Genomic DNA, 15,076 nt, shown 5'->3' on the forward strand with positions numbered 1-15,076 from the left:
TCGAGTCTAAGCGAAGGGGCCGACAAGCCTCAGCCGTCGATGTGCGGGTCCAGACCGCCGGGGCCCATCACGTTGCAGGTCCGCTCGGGCACAAAGAAGGAACTGGCGCCGTTGGGCACCAGGTTGTGAGTCACCACGCAACGCTCCCAGGTGCCGTCGGGCGCAATGGGTCCGTCGCACTTGCTGATCACGGGCCCGCCGTATTGGCAGCCCGCGGCGGCCGGCGGCGCCGTGGTGAGCAGCCCTCCGGTGATCAGCACGACGGTCAACCCGCCGACGATGCAGCGCTTCATGGCTCGACGCTACCGCTAGCCCAACGCCGCCGCGGCTTCGCCTTCGGGGATAAGCGCGGAGGCCACGCGGCGGCCCCAATCCGCGAGCCCGTCGGCATTGAATTGGGGCTGAATTCCGGCGGTTCCGGCCAGACCGGGTGCCGAAGCCAATGCCGGTGCCGGCACAGCGCTGTAGGACACGGAGCCCGCGGCATTGGTGAGGGTCGCGCCGGACAGGCCGGCAAATCCGACGGCGGTGTCGTTCACGGTAATGATGCCGGTTCCCGGACCGAGGGTGGCCGAGCCCGCGTTGAGGAAGCCGAAGGCCCCGATGCCAAATTTGGGGGCAAGGGTGACGGTTTCGCCGATCCCGACGTTCACGACGCCACTCACGTTGGCGCCGGTTGCCGCGTTTACCCACTGCAAGGCTCCGGCGGTGAAGGTGCTGCCGGAGTTGAGGGTGATGGTCGAGCCGCCCTGGGCAGTGACTTCGAAGAAGCCGGCGACGCCGGTGGGAGCCATCGTGACCGAGCCGGCATCGACGATCATGTGCGAGTTGGTGCCGACGGAGATGATGCTCAGCGGCGGCACGTTGGCCGACGTTCCGGGCGGGATCGGCGGATCGGCGTCGCCGACCGGGGTGTAGTCGATGCCACCGGGCCCGGTGGTGTTGGTCGAAACCTGCTGCACCAGGGACTGGGTGCGGGCACTGGTGAGATTGCCCGCGCTCTGGGCCATCGCGCGGCCCTGATCGGCCTGCCCGGCCTGGTTGGTGGTCTGTGGCGGCTCGTCGTACGACGTCAGGGTGCTCGCTGCCGTCGCGTCGGCGGCATAGGTGTACATCGCGGTGGCGTCTTGGACCCACATCTGCATGTACTGGGCTTCGGTGGCCGCGATCGCCGGGGTGTTCTGCCCGAAGAAGTTCGTCGCGACCAGCGCCATCAGCTGGGCCCGGTTGGCCGCGATCACCGGCGGGGGCACCGTCATCGCGAACGCCGCCTCGTAGGCCGCAGCCGCCGCGTACGCCTGAGCCGACGTTTGGGCGGCCTGCGCGGCGGCCGCCTGCAGCCAGGCCACATAGGGTGCGGCGGCGGCGGCCATCCGCATCGACGACGGGCCGAACCACGTCTGCCCGGTCAAACCCGAGACTTCCGAAAGATAGCCGCTGGCAGCCGATTCCAGCTGAGCGGCGAGTTCGCCCCAGGCCGCAGCGGCGGCCAGCAACGGGCCCGACCCGGGTCCGGCGTACATGCGAGCGGAGTTGATTTCCGGCATCAGCAACCCAAAGTCCATGGCGTCGTTGCCTTTCGGACGGACCAGTAAAACGGCGAAGCGTTTTGGTTGAAACCCCCGCCCGAAGAGGTCGACCCCTTGTAGGGATTTCTAGCACGCGAAATTCGGTTGCGGGCGGTTTTTGGGCGTGTGTATAAGACCGTGTCGGCCCCGCGTCAAATCGACGAGTCGACGGCGAGACCAATGGCGCGCACGGTGCTGACCAGGTGGGTCTGCACGGCCTGCTGCGCTCGCGGCAGATCGCCGTCGCGCAGTGCCTCGGCGATCGCGAGGTGCTCGCGCATGATCGTCGCGACCCGATCTTGTTCGCGCAGTGCCGATTCGCCGATCATCCGCATCTGCCGGTCACGCAGCGAGGAGTAGAAACCGGACAGAATCGCGTTGCCCGACTCTTCGAGGGTGATGGCGTGGAAGGCGCGGTCGGAGTCCAGGAATGCCCGCCAGTCGCCCGCCGCCGCGGTATCGCGCTGCCGTTGCAGTTCGGCCGTCAACCGCTCGAACACGGCGGCACACCCGCCGGGCCCGCGTCCGACCACTTTGCGCGCGGCGTACTGCTCGAGCAGCAGCCGGGCCTCGATCACCGAGCGAACCTCGTCGGGGGAGACGGGTACGACGAGCGCCCCGCGTTGCGGATACAGCCGCAGCAGGCCCTCGGCCTCCATGCGCAGAAAGGCCTCGCGCACCGGGGTCCGCGACATGCCCAGCGCGGTCGCGACGTCACCCTCGCTGATCAGTTCGCCGCCGGGAAACGCTCCAGTGAGCACCTGGGTTTTGACGTACTCCAGCGCGCGGTCCTTGGCGGTCGCTGCCACGGCGCCCCCTTGTAGCTCAGTCGTATCTCAGGGTGTCCATACCGTACACGACGCCGCAGTTGACACTGAGATACAAGATAGATACGATTCAAACACAAGATGTACTTGAGCATGAAGGAGATGCGCGATGTCCGTGAACTTGGACCCGACGATTCCCGCTCCGATGACCAACGTGGCCGAGTACGGGTTCGAGGGCCGTTTCGCCGACTGGGCCGACGACGCCCGCTACTTCGAGTACTCCAAGGCCGCCAACCCGATCGGCTCTGGATTTGCGCCGCAGGTGCCGATTACCCAGTTCGGACCCGAGGTCTACATGGATGAGCCGACCGGCATTGTGCCGCTGGATCTGTCCGCGGACCTGGGCATCAGCGGCGCGGCAACCAGTCCCGCACTGCTGGCCAACTTCCTGCGCATCCGCGCCGGTGAGCAGATCGACACCAGCCCCAACGCCACTTCGCAGCTGTACTACGTGTTGTTCGGGCACGGCTTCGCCGCCGTCAACGGCCAGTTGGTGAAGTGGGAGAAGGGCGATTTCCTCACCCTGCCCGCGGGTGCCCGCTCGGTGTTCTACGCCGACTCGGAGGCGGCCATGTATTGGGTGCACGACGAGCCGCTGCTGCGCTACCTGGGCGCCGAGGCCCGCGAGCCGCGGTTCGCCGCGACCAAGTTCTGCCGCACGGACGCGGTGACCAAGCTGGACGAGATCGCGTCGCGTCCCGGTGCCAACGACAAGAGCCGGGTGAGCGTGCTGCTGGCCAACGAGAACCAGGAGCAGACGCTGACCATCACTCACGTGCTGTGGGCAATGTTCGGCGTGCTGCCGCCCAACCAGGAGCAGCGCCCGCACCGGCACCAGTCTGTCGCATTGGATCTCATTCTCGATGCTCCGCCCAGCGGCTGCTACTCGTTGCTGGGCACTCGCCTCGACGAGCGCGGCGACATCGTCGACCCGATCCGGGTGGACTGGCAGGCCGGTGGCGCCTTCACCACTCCGCCGGGCATGTGGCACGCCCACTTCAACGAGACCGATCAGCCCGCCCACCTGATTCCCGTGCAGGACGCCGGGCTGCAGACCCACCTGCGCAGTCTCGACATCAAATTCACTGCACGCCGGGACCTGGTCGCTGGCTGAACCGTGTCGCCGCGGCGCCACGTAATGTGCGTGGCATGAAGTTGCCACTGCTGGGTCCGGTGTCGCTCACCGGCTTTCAGCACGGATGGTTCTTCCTGGCGTTGCTGGCCGTGCTCCTGGTGATCGGGCTCTACGTCGTCCAGCAATTCGCGCGGCGCCGACGCGTGCTGCGGTTCGCCAACATGGAGGTGCTGGAGCGCGTCGCGCCCACGCGGCTGTCCCGGTGGCGCCACATCCCGACGATCCTGCTCGCGGTGTCGCTGGTGCTGCTGACGACGGCAATGGCCGGGCCGACCACCGATGTCCGCATACCCCTCAACCGCGCGGTGGTGATGTTGGTCATCGACGTCTCGGAGTCGATGGCCGCCACCGACGTGGCTCCCAACCGGCTGGCCGCCGCGCAAGAGGCCGGTAAACAATTCGCCGACGAGCTGACGCCGGCGATCAACCTCGGGCTGGTGGCATTCGCGGCCAACGCCACCCTGCTGGTGTCGCCGACGACCAACCGCGGTGCCGTCAAGGCGGCGATCGACGGCCTGCAACCGGCTCCGAAAACCGCCACCGGAGAAGGCATTTTCACCGCGTTACAGGCGATCGCGACGGTCGGTGCGGTGATGGGCGGCGGCGACGGTCCGCCCCCGGCACGCATCGTGCTGGAGTCCGATGGCGCCGAGAACGTGCCGCTGGATCCCAACGCCCCGCAGGGAGCGTTCACCGCTGCCCGCGCGGCCAAGGCCGAGGGCGTACAGATCTCGACAATCTCGTTCGGCACGCCCGACGGCACCGTCGTCTACCAGGGCGCGACGATTCCGGTTCCGGTCGACGACCAGACCCTGCAGGAGATCTGCAAGATCACCGACGGCCAGGCGTTCCACGCCGACAGCCTGCAGTCCCTCAAGGAGGTCTACGCGACGCTGCAGCGCCAGATCGGCTACGAGACGGTCAAGGGCGATGCGAGCCTGGCGTGGTTGCTGCTCGGTTCGGTGGTGCTGGCCGGCGCGGTGCTGGCCGGCCTGTTCCTCAACCGCAGGCTGCCCGCCTGACGAGCTAGGTAGGCAGTCGCCGATTGATCAGCAGCGCCAACACCGTGGCGATCAATGCGGTCAGCACCCCGAGGCGCAACCACCCGGATCCGCCCGGCCCGGGCACGATGCGATACCCGATCTCCTTCTGGATGGCTTGGTAGTCCTTGGTGAGCTCGTCGAGGTTGGCCGCGGTGTAGGCCTGCCCGCCGGCCAGCTGCGCGACCTTTTTCATCTGGTCCGTCGACACCGGAACGTTCACCTGCACGCCGTCCAGGCTGATGCTGCCGCTCTTGGTGCCGAACGAGATCGTCGAGATCGGCACGCCCTGATCCTTGGCCAGCCGCGACGCCGTGTAGACACCGTCGTGCGGATCGCTGGGATCGGTCGGCCTGTTCTCCCCGCCGTCGGACAGCAGCACGATCCGGGCCGGCGGCGGAGTATCCCCGCCGGTCGTGTTCGTCGCCTCGATCGCGTGCAAGGCGGTGTAGATGGCTTCGCCGGTCGCCGTGCCGTCGCCGAACTGCAGCTTCGGCAGGGCGTCGATGGTTGCCTGATGCTGGGGGGTCGGCGGCACCAGCAGATACGGGGTTCCCGCGAAGCCGACGAGCCCGAGATTGATGCCCGGGGTCAGCGCGGCGGCGAACTTGCTGGCGGCTTCCTCGGCAGCCCGCAGCCGGCTGGGTTCGACGTCGGTGGCCCGCATGGACTGCGACATGTCGATCACGAGCATCACGACGGCCCGGTTGCGCGGGATCTTCATGTCGTGCGTCGGGGTGCCCAGCGCGATCGTCAACAGCGCCAGGCTCAGCAGCGACACGGCTATCGGCAGGTGCCGCCATGGCGATTGCGGCACCTGCGCCTCGGTGTAGCGGCGCAGGCGCCGCCGCTGCCGGGCCGCAACGACGACATAGACGGCCAGCAAGGCCAGCGGGATCAACCCGAACAACAGCAGAGCCGGACGCTGAAATCCGTAGAGCGGCAGCGGTCCAATCACGGGAAGCGACACCCGCAAGTAAAGAGGACGCTGGGACACCCGTCAAACGAACGCTATTCCCGCCGGAGCCGGGAATCGACGAACTTCTCCAGTTCTTCCCATTCGCGCACCACCGCCGAATACGGCGGCGCGGGCTTGCTCACCGAGCCGGGCTCGAGCACGTAGGCCACCAGCTTGCCCAGCGGCTTGCCGGTTTCCAGGGCCTTGTCGACGGTGCTCTCCTCGGAGTAGTCGCCGATATCGCGGAGCAGTTCGACGGCCAGGTCGAGCTGTTCACGATCGACGGCGTCGGGGCCGTCGGCGAAGTCGTCGGCCAGTCCGCTGAGCACATAGATGTTCTCGTCGCTGACCTCCACCGCCAGTGAACCGTCGGTCGCGGCGGTCCGGATGTCGTCGTAGGTGCTCAGGTCGGACAGGTCGTGGTCGTGCTCGTCGGCGAGGTAGCGAGCCAGGCTCCGCTCGGAGGTGAACACGCTGATGCGTCCGTTGCGGCCCAGGAAGATCGGGCGGTCGTCGAGGTAGCAGCGCAGCGTGTAGAACGTGCCCGAACTCGTCATGATGCGGACCGGGTCGATGCCGACCTGCATCCAGAAGTCCTCATCGCTGCCGAGGACGACGGTGTCGCCAGGCGCGCGATCCTCCTCCTCGTCGTCTTCCTCGTCTTCTTCTTCGTCGTCCACGGCTTCGTCGTCGGAGTCCTCGGCCTCGTCGTCGGAGTCCTCGGCCTCGTCGGGCTCCTGGTCAGACTCTTCGGGTTCTTCGCGCTCTTCGTCCAACTCTTCGGCGGCCTTCTTGACGGCCGCCTCGTCGACCTCGGGGGTGCTGGTGATGCCCTCGATGGCCTTGAGCACGTCGTCCCAGCTGCGCCCGATGATCTCACCGATCGCATCCCAGCGTTTGGCGCCCGCCCGGCCGGTGAAGTGCTCGATGCCGCCGGACACCGTGCCCAGGCTGGGGTTGCCGTTGAAGAACTTCGACACCGCCGCCAGCTCGCACACCGAGCCGATCGACGACACGATCGCCAGTGCGCCGGCCAGCGCGGTCACCGACTGCTCGGTCGGCTTCTCGGCCACCAGCTCCTCGACCGCGATCAGGTCGAACTGCTTGGCTTCGGCTGGCTCGAAATCGTGCGCGTGGGCGGTGGTCAGGTCTTTCCACGCCGGGTGATCGGTGAGGTCGTTCTCGGCGCCGGAACGCACGAACGCGACGAGATCGGCAACGGCCTCGAAGACGTACAGGTCGTCTTCGTTGCCCAGGAACGCCTCCCACTCGTCGCCTGCGTCGCGCCAGCGCGGTGCCCACACGGTGTAGCGGTCACCGTCGGACAGGCTCAGACGGATGGGTACGAGGTCAGCTGCCATGCGGCACAGAATAGCGACGGCCGGGGAAGCCGGCCTATCCCGCCCAGATGCTGGCGATCGCGGGAGCGTTGGCCGCGTTGCCCGTCTTGGGCAACCCGTACATCTGCTCGATGGTGGACAGCAGGTTGTAATGGCTCATCTGCTCGGGGTAGCTGCCCGGCTGGACGTGCGCGCCGTAGATGATGGTCGGGATCTGGTTGTGGGTGCCGCCGTCGTCCTCGTCCCAAGTCACGATCAGCAGGCTGTTGTTGGCCACGGCCCAGTTGGCGTATCCGGACATCTGCCGGTTCAGCCAGGCGTCGCCCTGCGCGATCGAGCCGTCGTGCATGTTGTTGTCGTTGTTGGGAATGACGAACGACACCGTCGGCAGGCTCGCGTAGTTGCCCTGCGGGAACGCGGAGAACGGCATGGAGCTCGTCGGCGGCACGTTGGTGAAATTGGCCCACGGCACGTGCTTGCGCGCGTACTTGCCCGCGCTGCACACCGGCGAGCCGACCGCGGGCAGGTCCTCCGCATAACCGACGAATGTGTAACCGGCGCCGAGTAATTCGGAGCCCAGGTTGGGGGCGTTGCCGGCGTTGATCGGGCACGAGTCCTTGGTCAGACCGAAGGTGTTGCCGGCGAACATCGCCAAATAGTTCGGTTCGCTGGGGTGGGCTTCGGCGAACGACGCCGTCATGTTGGCGCCGTGGGAGGCCAGCGCGTTGATGAACGGGTTCTGCGGGCTGCCGATGATGTGACCTTCAGAACGGTTCTCTTCCACCACAATTACGATGTGCGCGGGCCTGGGCAGCGCGGCCGCGGCGGCCCCGCGGGGAGCCAGCGGGGTGGCGGCCAACCACATCAGCCCCACCGCTGCGGCCAACCTGCCAAGACTTCGGATCTCGCGAAACACTCGGGGAGCATATGGGCCGACATGCGCGCCGCACGGCAGGCGCGCATGCGGGTGAGCTGCGCTTTAGCCAACCGAGGTCGGATCGTTATATACCCTCATGCCCATGGAAGTGCGCGTGATCGACCATCCGTTGGCCGCCACCCGGTTGACGGTGCTGCGCGACGAACGCACCGACGCCGCGGGCTTTCGGGCCGCGCTGCGTGAGCTGACGCTGATGCTGGTCTACGAGGCCACCCGGGACGCGGCCACCGCGCCGATCAGGATACGGACGCCCCTGGCCGAGACACTCGGAAAGCGATTGGCCAAGCCGCCGCTGCTGGTGCCGGTGCTGCGCGCCGGGCTCGGGATGGTCAGCGAGGCGCACGCCCTGATCCCGGACGCCCAGGTCGGCTTCGTCGGTGTGGCCCGCGACGAACAAACCCATCTGCCCTTCCCGTACATGGAGTCGCTGCCCGAAAAGCTCAAACACCGGCCGGTCATCGTGCTCGACCCGATGCTGGCCACCGGCGGGTCGATGACGTATGCCATCGAGCTGCTACAGCGCCGTGGCGCCACGGATATCAGCGTGTTGTGTGTGGTGGCCGCGCCGGAAGGGCTTGCGGCGGTGGAGGAAATCGCGCCGGACGCGCGAGTGTTCACCGCGGCGGTCGACAAAGGACTCAACAAGTCGGCGTACATCGTGCCCGGGCTCGGCGATGCCGGCGACCGTCAGTTCGGGCCCCGCATCTTCACCAGCGTTCCACCGAGGCAACCAACTCAGCGCGCAGCGCGGCGGCGTAAGTCCGAGAAGAAGTTAATTCGTCGGAAGCGGCGCAGCCAATCTCCAAGTAGCACTTAAGCTTTGGCTCGGTGCCGGAAGGCCGCACCACCACCCGGATCGAGGTGTCGTCGTCGCCGGCGGCGAAGATCAGCGCGTCGGTGATGTCGGTGACGGTGGCGGCGAAGCCGGCCAGTTGCCGCGGCGGGGCGGCACGCAGCCGGGCCATCAGGGCGGCAGCCTCGGTGCTGTCGGCGACCCGGCGCGAGACCGCCGCAACGTCGTGAACGCCGTATCGCCGAGCGAGTTCGTCGAGTACGTCCGGGATCGAACGGCCCTGCTGTTTGTGAGAAGCCACCATGTCGCACACCAGCACCGCGGCGCTGATGCCGTCCTTGTCGCGCACCGCGGCCGGGTCCACGCAGTGGCCGATCGCTTCTTCGTAGGCGTAGACCAGGCGGCCGCCGGGCACCTGCGCATCGGCGCGCGCCAGCCATTTGAAGCCGGTGCGGGTTTCGACGTGGGTCGCGCCGTAATGGCCGGCGATCTGAGCGAGCATCCGGGAGGACACAATGGTGCTGGCAACCACCGCGTTGTCCGGTTTCTCGTGGGAAAGAATGTAATCGCCTAGCAGCCAACCGGTTTCGTCACCCGAGAGCATCCGCCATCCGGTCGCGGTGGGGATGCCCACCGCGCAACGGTCGGCGTCGGGGTCCAGCGCAATCGCGACGTCGGCGCCGATCTCGGCGGCCACGGCGAGCAGCGCGTCGGCGGCGCCGGGCTCCTCGGGGTTGGGGAACGCGACGGTGGGGAAGTCGGGGTCCGGCGCGTACTGGGCGCCGACGGTGTGCACCTCGTGAAAGCCGGCGCGGTGCAGCGTCTCGACGGCCACCGCGCCGCCGACGCCGTGCAGCGGGGTCAGGGCCACCCGCACCGAGCCGGTGGCGCGCCGCACCCCGGCCGCGCGTTCGATGTAGCGCGCAACCAGGTCGGTGCCCGCGGGCGCCACCGGATTTCGGGCGATCTGATCGGCGGGAGGCGCTGTGGCCATTGCGATTTCGATCTCGGTGTCGCTGGGGGAGATGATCTGGATGCCGCCGTCGAGGTACACCTTGTAGCCATTGTCGCCCGGCGGATTGTGCGAGGCGGTGATCTGGATCCCGGCGGCGGCGCCGGTCCGGCGCACCGCGTAGGCGACCACCGGGGTGGGCACCGCACCGGGCAGCAGCAGCACCGAAAATCCCTCGGCAGCAAGGATTTCCGCGGTCACCGTGGCGAAGATCGCCGAGCCGTGCCGGGCGTCACGCCCGACGATCACCTGCGAGCCGGCCAGGCCGCGATCGGTAAGCACCTGCGCCACTGCCCACGTCGCGCGGGAGACGACCGCGACGTTCATGGCGTCCGGGCCGCCGCGTACCGGGCCGCGCAATCCCGCGGTGCCGAACGTCAGGGGACGGGCGAAACGTGCGCGGAGCTCCTCGGGTGAGCACGCCGCGAGCTCGGCAGCAGTCGTCGGGTCAGGGTCGTGTGCGATCCACTCCTGCGGCATCACCCGACCCATTCTGCTAAATCCGGGCGATAATTTCGGCCAGCAATGTGCCGATCCTGGCCGCCGACGCGGCCCCGGCCGCCATCACCTCGGCATGGCTCAGCGGAGCACCGGTGATCCCGGCCGCCAGGTTGGTCACCAGCGAGATGCCCAGCACCTCGGCACCGGCCGCGCGCACCGCGATCGTTTCGTGCACCGTCGACATGCCGACCAGGTCGGCGCCCAGCGTCCGCAGCATCCGGATCTCGGCCGGCGTCTCGTAGTGCGGCCCGGGCAGGCCGGCGTACACGCCTTCGGTCAGCTCGGGGTCGGCGTCGCGGGCGAGTTCGCGCAGCCGCGGGGCGTAGGCATCGGTGAGGTCGACGAACTGGGCGCCGATCAGCGGCGAACGCGCGGTCAGGTTCAGGTGATCGCTGATCAGCACCGGCTGGCCGACCCGCATGCCGGTGCGCAACCCGCCGGCCGCATTGGTCAGCACCACGATGCCGGCCCCGGCCGCACAGGCCGCCCGCACCGGGTGCACGACGTGGCTCAGGTCATGGCCCTCGTAGGCGTGCACGCGCCCGGCCAGCACCAGCACCCGGTGCGCGCCGATGCGCATCGACAACAGCTCGCCGGGATGGCCGGCCGCGCGCGGCGGCGCGAAGCCGGGAATTTCGGCCTGGGGCAGCACGACGTCGGCGCAGCCCAGCTTCGCGATCGCCGGCGACCATCCCGAACCCAGGACGATCGCGACATCGTGCTCGTCAACCCCGGTTTTCTCGCGGATGGAATTTGCCGCGCGCTGCGCGAGTTGTGCACTCTCGGATGCAACGTCGGTCACACTGCGCGAGCTTAGCTTCGCTATATATGTCAGGATCTCCCGCATGAGTTTTGGTAGGTGGCCGGTTGTCGGCGCGCTCGTTGCTGTTGCGGTCTCGGTGGCCGCGCTCCTCAGTGGTCCGGCACCGAAGGCCAGGGCGGATTGCCCGGACGTCCAGCTGATCTTCGCTCGGGGTACCAATGAGCCACCCGGCCTGGGCGCCGTGGGTGATGCGCTCTTCGGTGCGCTGCAGGGCTCGCTGGGCGGTCGCAGCTTCGACAACTACGCGGTGAACTATCCGGCCAGCTACAACTTCCTGCAGACCGGTGACGGCGCCAACGACGCCCGCGATCACATCGCGGCGATGGTCGACCAGTGCCCGGCCACCCACCTGATCCTGGGCGGCTTCTCGCAGGGCGCCGCCGCGGTCTCGATGCTGGCCGGGGTGCCGCCGCTGGGCAACACCATCGGTGAGTTCGGGTCGGCCCCGGCGCTGGACCCCGGCCTGGCCAACAAGATCAGGGCGGTCGCCGTGTTCGGCAATCCCGGCAACCGGTTCAACACCCCGCTGTCGACGGCGGGCGCGTTCGCCGGCCGCGCCATCGACCTGTGTGCCGCCGGTGACCCGGTCTGCGTCGTCGGCGGTCGCGACCGCGATGCCCACCACGACTATTCGGCACCGCCGTTCCCCGGCCAGGCGGCGGGATTCGTGGCCGGACGGGTGTAGCCGCGCTCGGGGCGGTCCGCCGCGGCTTGGTTCGATGAGATACTGCGAGGATGCCCACAAACACCGCATTGGACAGCGTCGAGGACGCAGTGCGGCGTCGTGGCGGCGATCTTGTCGAGTTGTCGCACGCAATCCACGCCGAGCCCGAGCTGGCCTTTGCCGAACACCGCAGCTGCGCTAAAACGCAGGCACTGGTCGCGGAGCGGGGCTTCGAGGTCACCGGAGCCCCCGGCGGGTTGGACACCGCCTTCCGCGCCGACTTCGGCAGCGGACCGCTGGTGATCGGGGTCTGCGCCGAGTACGACGCCCTGCCCGAGATCGGACACGCCTGCGGTCACAACATCATCGCGGCCTCGGCGGTCGGAACCGCGCTGGCGCTGGCCGAGGTGGCCGACGAGCTCGGTCTGACCGTGGCCCTGGTCGGTACCCCGGCTGAGGAGGCGGGCGGCGGCAAGGCGCTGTTGCTGGAGGCCGGCACGTTCGACGACGTCGCGGCGGCCGTGATGCTGCATCCCGGGCCGACCGACATCGCCGCCGCCCGTTCGCTGGCCTTGTCCGAAGTGACCGTCGACTACCGCGGCAAGGAATCGCACGCCGCCGTCGCCCCGCATCTGGGCGTCAACGCCGCCGACGCCATCACCGTCGCGCAGGTCGCGATCGGCGTGCTGCGCCAGCAGCTGGCGCCCGGGCAGCTGGTACACGGGATCGTCACCAACGGCGGGCAGGCGGTCAACGTCATCCCCGGCCACGCGGCAGTGCAGTACGCGATGCGGGCGGTCGAGCTGGATTCGCTGCGAGAGCTGGAGGGCCGCATGTTTGCCTGCTTTGCCGCAGGCGCCCTGGCCGCCGGGTGCGAATACGAGATCAGCACGCCGTCGCCGGCTTACGCCGAGCTCAAGCCCGACCGATGGCTGGCCGAGATCTGCCGGGAAGAGATGCGCCGGCTGGGGCGGGATCCGGTGGCGCCCGAGATCGAGACGGCGCTGCCGATGGGCAGTACCGACATGGGCAACGTCACGCAGGTGCTGCCGGGCATCCACCCGGTGATCGGTGTCGACGCCGGTGGCGCGACGGTGCATCAGCGCGCATTCGCCGCGGCCGCCGCCGGCCCGAGTGCGGACCGCGCGGTGATCGACGGCGCGGTGATGCTGGCGCGCACGGTCGTCCACCTCGCCCAGGACAGCGCCGAACGTGACCGGGTGCTGGCCGGAGTCCAACGTCGGGCCGCCACATGAGCCTGCTCGACGCCGCCGAATCCTGGCTGGCCGCGCACTACGACGACATGGTCGAGTGGCGCCGGCACATCCACCGCTATCCGGAGCTGGGCCGGCAGGAGTACGCCACCACGCAGTTCGTCGCCGAGCGGTTGGCCGACGCGGGTCTCAACCCGAAGGTGCTCCCCGGCGGTACCGGGCTGACGTGCGATTTCGGGCCCGAACAGGAGCCCCGGATCGCGCTGCGGGCCGACATGGACGCGCTGCCGATGGCCGAGCGGACCGGGGCGCCGTATGCGTCGACGATGCCGAACGTCGCACACGCCTGCGGCCACGATGCGCACACCGCGGTCCTGCTGGGCACCGCACAGGCGCTGGCGTCGGTGCCCGAACTGCCGGTCGGGGTGCGGTTGATCTTTCAGGCCGCCGAGGAGCTGATGCCCGGCGGCGCCATCGATGCGATCGCCGCCGGGGCGCTGACCGGGGTGTCGCGGATTTTCGCGTTGCATTGCGATCCCCGCCTCGAGGTCGGCAAGGTCGCGGTCCGGCAGGGCCCGATCACCTCGGCCGCCGACCACATCCACATCACGCTGTATTCGCCGGGCGGCCACACCTCACGGCCGCACCTGACCGCCGACCTGGTTTACGGTCTCGGCACCCTGATCACCGGGGTACCCGGCGTCTTGTCGCGGCGTCTCGACCCCCGCAACGGCACCGTCCTGGTGTGGGGCGCGGTCAACGCCGGGGTGGCCGCCAACGCCATCCCGCAGAGCGGCCAGCTGTCCGGCACGGTGCGCACCGCCAGCCGGCACACCTGGCTGGAGCTCGAGGCGATCATCGGCCAGGCCGTGGATTCGCTGCTGGCGCCGCTGGACATCGAACACACGATGCAATACCGGCGGGGCGTGCCCCCGGTGGTCAACGAGGAGGTCTCGACGCGCATCCTCACCCACGCGATCGAGGGAGTGGGCCCCGACGTGCTGGCCGACACTCGCCAGTCCGGCGGCGGCGAGGACTTCTCCTGGTATCTGGAGGAGATTCCCGGCGCGATGGCGCGACTGGGTGTGTGGCCGGGCGAGGGCCCGCAGCTGGACCTGCACCAGCCGAATTTCGATCTCGACGAGCGCGCCCTGGGGGTCGGACTGCGCGTGATGGTCAACATCATCGAGCAGGCGGCCCATTTCCCCGAGGGTTAATGCGGGACGGTCAGCCGTCCCATCTCGACGAAGATCGAGTCGCGCAACGCGTCCGCCGACAAATCCCGCAGGCCGAACGCCGAGCGGATGAAGGATTCGAACAACTGCCAGCCCAGCAGCAAGGCGACGGCGTGCGCGGTGGCCAGTCGGGCCGCGTCGTCGCTGTCGTGTAGGGGCCGTACCTCGGCGAGTAGCCGATCGGCGGCCGGAAAGCTGGTTTGCAGCTGGGCCACCGGATAGCCGTCCAGTAGCGCCTGGCTGAGGATGCGCAGCTGGCGGGTGCCGGCGGTAGCGATCTCGGGTAACTCCGCGCCGGCGTCGATCAGCTTGCTCAGCGCTGCTGCCTCGTGGTTGAGCACCGCTCCCACCAGCTGTTCTTTGTTGCCGAAGTGGCGGAAGACGAGGCCGTGGTTGACCCGGGCCCGGGCCGCGATATCGCGGATGGACGCGGCCGCCGGTCCGCGCTCGGCGAACAGGTCCGCGGCGCTCTCGAGGATCGCGGCGACGACTTCGTCACGTCCCGTCGGTACCTCGCCGGCCGGGCTTGCACTCGGTGTCGTCACGCGGGCGTGCCGGGGCCGATGTTGCGGGCCGGTCGGGTCCGCAAATCGTGCACGTATTCCATTGGCGCGCCGGCGATTTCGGCAGCATCGGCCATCACGCCCAGGTACCGTGCCGACGGCAGCCCGCCCTCCCAGGCGTCGAGCACGTAGAGCCACGCCAGCACGGGATCGGTGTCGGTGTCCGACGACGTGCGTTCGACCCGGCATCTGATCTTTTTGTGGATGCCGAACTCGGAGCCCTCCCACCGGTCCAGGCTCATCTCGTCGGCCGGCGTCATGTCGTACAGCACGACGAACACCTTGGAATCGGGGTCCTCGACGACGGTGGCCAGCGCGCCTTCCCAGCCGATGTCCTCGCCGCCGAAGGTCAGCCGCCACCCGTGCAACCAGCCCGTTCCGGCCATCGGGGAGTGGGGTGCACGCTGCTGCATCTGCTCGGGATGCATGTTTGATCCGTAAGCGGCGTAGAGCGGCACGGGTGAAA

General features: G+C 68.7%; 16 protein-coding genes. 6 read left to right on the plus strand and 10 right to left on the minus strand.

The genetic code is table 11. The features are described 5' to 3' along the window. Positions 1-29 precede the first annotated feature (29 nt). The 3 genes from ACAG21_RS24035 to ACAG21_RS24045 all read right to left on the minus strand — a co-directional run bounded on the left by ACAG21_RS24035 (position 30) and on the right by ACAG21_RS24045 (position 2,377). Positions 30-293: a hypothetical protein gene (locus tag ACAG21_RS24035; protein ID WP_370498765.1), complete on the minus strand. Its 264-nt coding sequence runs from the start codon at positions 291-293 to the stop codon at positions 30-32. Positions 294-308: 15 nt separating this feature from the next. Beyond that, complete coding sequence (locus ACAG21_RS24040; RefSeq protein ID WP_370498766.1) at positions 309-1,565, minus strand: PPE family protein; 1,257 nt, start codon at positions 1,563-1,565, stop codon at positions 309-311. A gap of 155 nt (positions 1,566-1,720) precedes the next feature. Continuing rightward, positions 1,721-2,377 (minus strand): GntR family transcriptional regulator, encoded by a 657-nt coding sequence (locus ACAG21_RS24045; protein ID WP_370498767.1) that lies wholly within the window; start codon positions 2,375-2,377, stop codon positions 1,721-1,723. Positions 2,378-2,504: 127 nt separating this feature from the next. On the opposite strand from ACAG21_RS24045, the gene ACAG21_RS24050 reads away from it, so the two are divergent. Further along, positions 2,505-3,509, plus strand: a complete 1,005-nt coding sequence (locus ACAG21_RS24050) for a cupin (RefSeq protein ID WP_370498768.1) — start codon at positions 2,505-2,507, stop codon at positions 3,507-3,509. A 35-nt stretch (positions 3,510-3,544) separates the two neighbouring features. Then, the gene (locus tag ACAG21_RS24055; protein WP_370498769.1) at positions 3,545-4,552 is read left to right on the plus strand and encodes a VWA domain-containing protein; all 1,008 of its coding nucleotides are present in this window, start codon (positions 3,545-3,547) and stop codon (positions 4,550-4,552) included. A 4-nt stretch (positions 4,553-4,556) separates the two neighbouring features. On the opposite strand, the gene ACAG21_RS24060 is transcribed toward ACAG21_RS24055, so the two are convergent. From ACAG21_RS24060 to ACAG21_RS24070, 3 genes are read right to left on the minus strand one after another with little or no spacing between them, the layout of a single operon-like run. Further along, complete coding sequence (locus ACAG21_RS24060) at positions 4,557-5,540, minus strand: VWA domain-containing protein (RefSeq protein ID WP_370498877.1); 984 nt, start codon at positions 5,538-5,540, stop codon at positions 4,557-4,559. Positions 5,541-5,581: 41 nt separating this feature from the next. Beyond that, positions 5,582-6,889: a primosomal protein gene (locus ACAG21_RS24065; RefSeq protein WP_370498770.1), complete on the minus strand. Its 1,308-nt coding sequence runs from the start codon at positions 6,887-6,889 to the stop codon at positions 5,582-5,584. A gap of 34 nt (positions 6,890-6,923) precedes the next feature. Beyond that, entirely contained in the window at positions 6,924-7,733 is an 810-nt protein-coding gene (locus ACAG21_RS24070; protein ID WP_370498878.1) for an alkaline phosphatase family protein, read from the minus strand. A gap of 154 nt (positions 7,734-7,887) precedes the next feature. Between ACAG21_RS24070 and upp the strand changes: the two genes are divergently transcribed. After that, on the plus strand, positions 7,888-8,622 hold the full coding sequence (upp, locus tag ACAG21_RS24075; RefSeq protein WP_370498771.1) for a uracil phosphoribosyltransferase: 735 nt from the start codon (positions 7,888-7,890) through the stop codon (positions 8,620-8,622). Here upp and ACAG21_RS24080 read toward each other — a convergent pair. Both ACAG21_RS24080 and ACAG21_RS24085 read right to left on the minus strand, forming a co-directional pair. Further along, positions 8,513-10,093, minus strand: coding sequence for a phospho-sugar mutase (locus ACAG21_RS24080; RefSeq protein WP_370498879.1), 1,581 nt, complete (start codon positions 10,091-10,093; stop codon positions 8,513-8,515). The two genes, upp and ACAG21_RS24080, sit on opposite strands and share 110 nt — an antisense overlap. A 13-nt stretch (positions 10,094-10,106) precedes the next feature. Next, the gene (locus ACAG21_RS24085; RefSeq protein WP_370498772.1) at positions 10,107-10,913 is read right to left on the minus strand and encodes a purine-nucleoside phosphorylase; all 807 of its coding nucleotides are present in this window, start codon (positions 10,911-10,913) and stop codon (positions 10,107-10,109) included. A 43-nt stretch (positions 10,914-10,956) separates the two neighbouring features. Between ACAG21_RS24085 and ACAG21_RS24090 the strand changes: the two genes are divergently transcribed. The 3 genes from ACAG21_RS24090 to ACAG21_RS24100 are packed head-to-tail and all read left to right on the plus strand — an operon-like array spanning position 10,957 to position 14,029. Beyond that, positions 10,957-11,619, plus strand: coding sequence for a cutinase family protein (locus ACAG21_RS24090; protein WP_370498773.1), 663 nt, complete (start codon positions 10,957-10,959; stop codon positions 11,617-11,619). A 50-nt stretch (positions 11,620-11,669) separates the two neighbouring features. After that, positions 11,670-12,854, plus strand: a complete 1,185-nt coding sequence (locus ACAG21_RS24095) for a M20 family metallopeptidase (protein ID WP_370498774.1) — start codon at positions 11,670-11,672, stop codon at positions 12,852-12,854. After that, positions 12,851-14,029: an amidohydrolase gene (locus ACAG21_RS24100; protein WP_370498775.1), complete on the plus strand. Its 1,179-nt coding sequence runs from the start codon at positions 12,851-12,853 to the stop codon at positions 14,027-14,029. The genes ACAG21_RS24095 and ACAG21_RS24100 overlap by 4 nt, the downstream gene beginning before the upstream one ends. Here the strand turns inward: ACAG21_RS24100 and ACAG21_RS24105 are convergent. Then, positions 14,026-14,592 (minus strand): TetR/AcrR family transcriptional regulator, encoded by a 567-nt coding sequence (locus ACAG21_RS24105; RefSeq protein WP_370498776.1) that lies wholly within the window; start codon positions 14,590-14,592, stop codon positions 14,026-14,028. The genes ACAG21_RS24100 and ACAG21_RS24105 overlap by 4 nt on opposite strands. Then, on the minus strand, positions 14,589-15,068 hold the full coding sequence (locus tag ACAG21_RS24110) for a gamma-glutamylcyclotransferase (protein ID WP_370498777.1): 480 nt from the start codon (positions 15,066-15,068) through the stop codon (positions 14,589-14,591). The genes ACAG21_RS24105 and ACAG21_RS24110 overlap by 4 nt, the downstream gene beginning before the upstream one ends. Positions 15,069-15,076 lie beyond the last annotated feature (8 nt).

The organism is Mycobacterium sp. pR1184 (assembly GCF_041287235.1).
Classification (GTDB): domain Bacteria; phylum Actinomycetota; class Actinomycetes; order Mycobacteriales; family Mycobacteriaceae; genus Mycobacterium.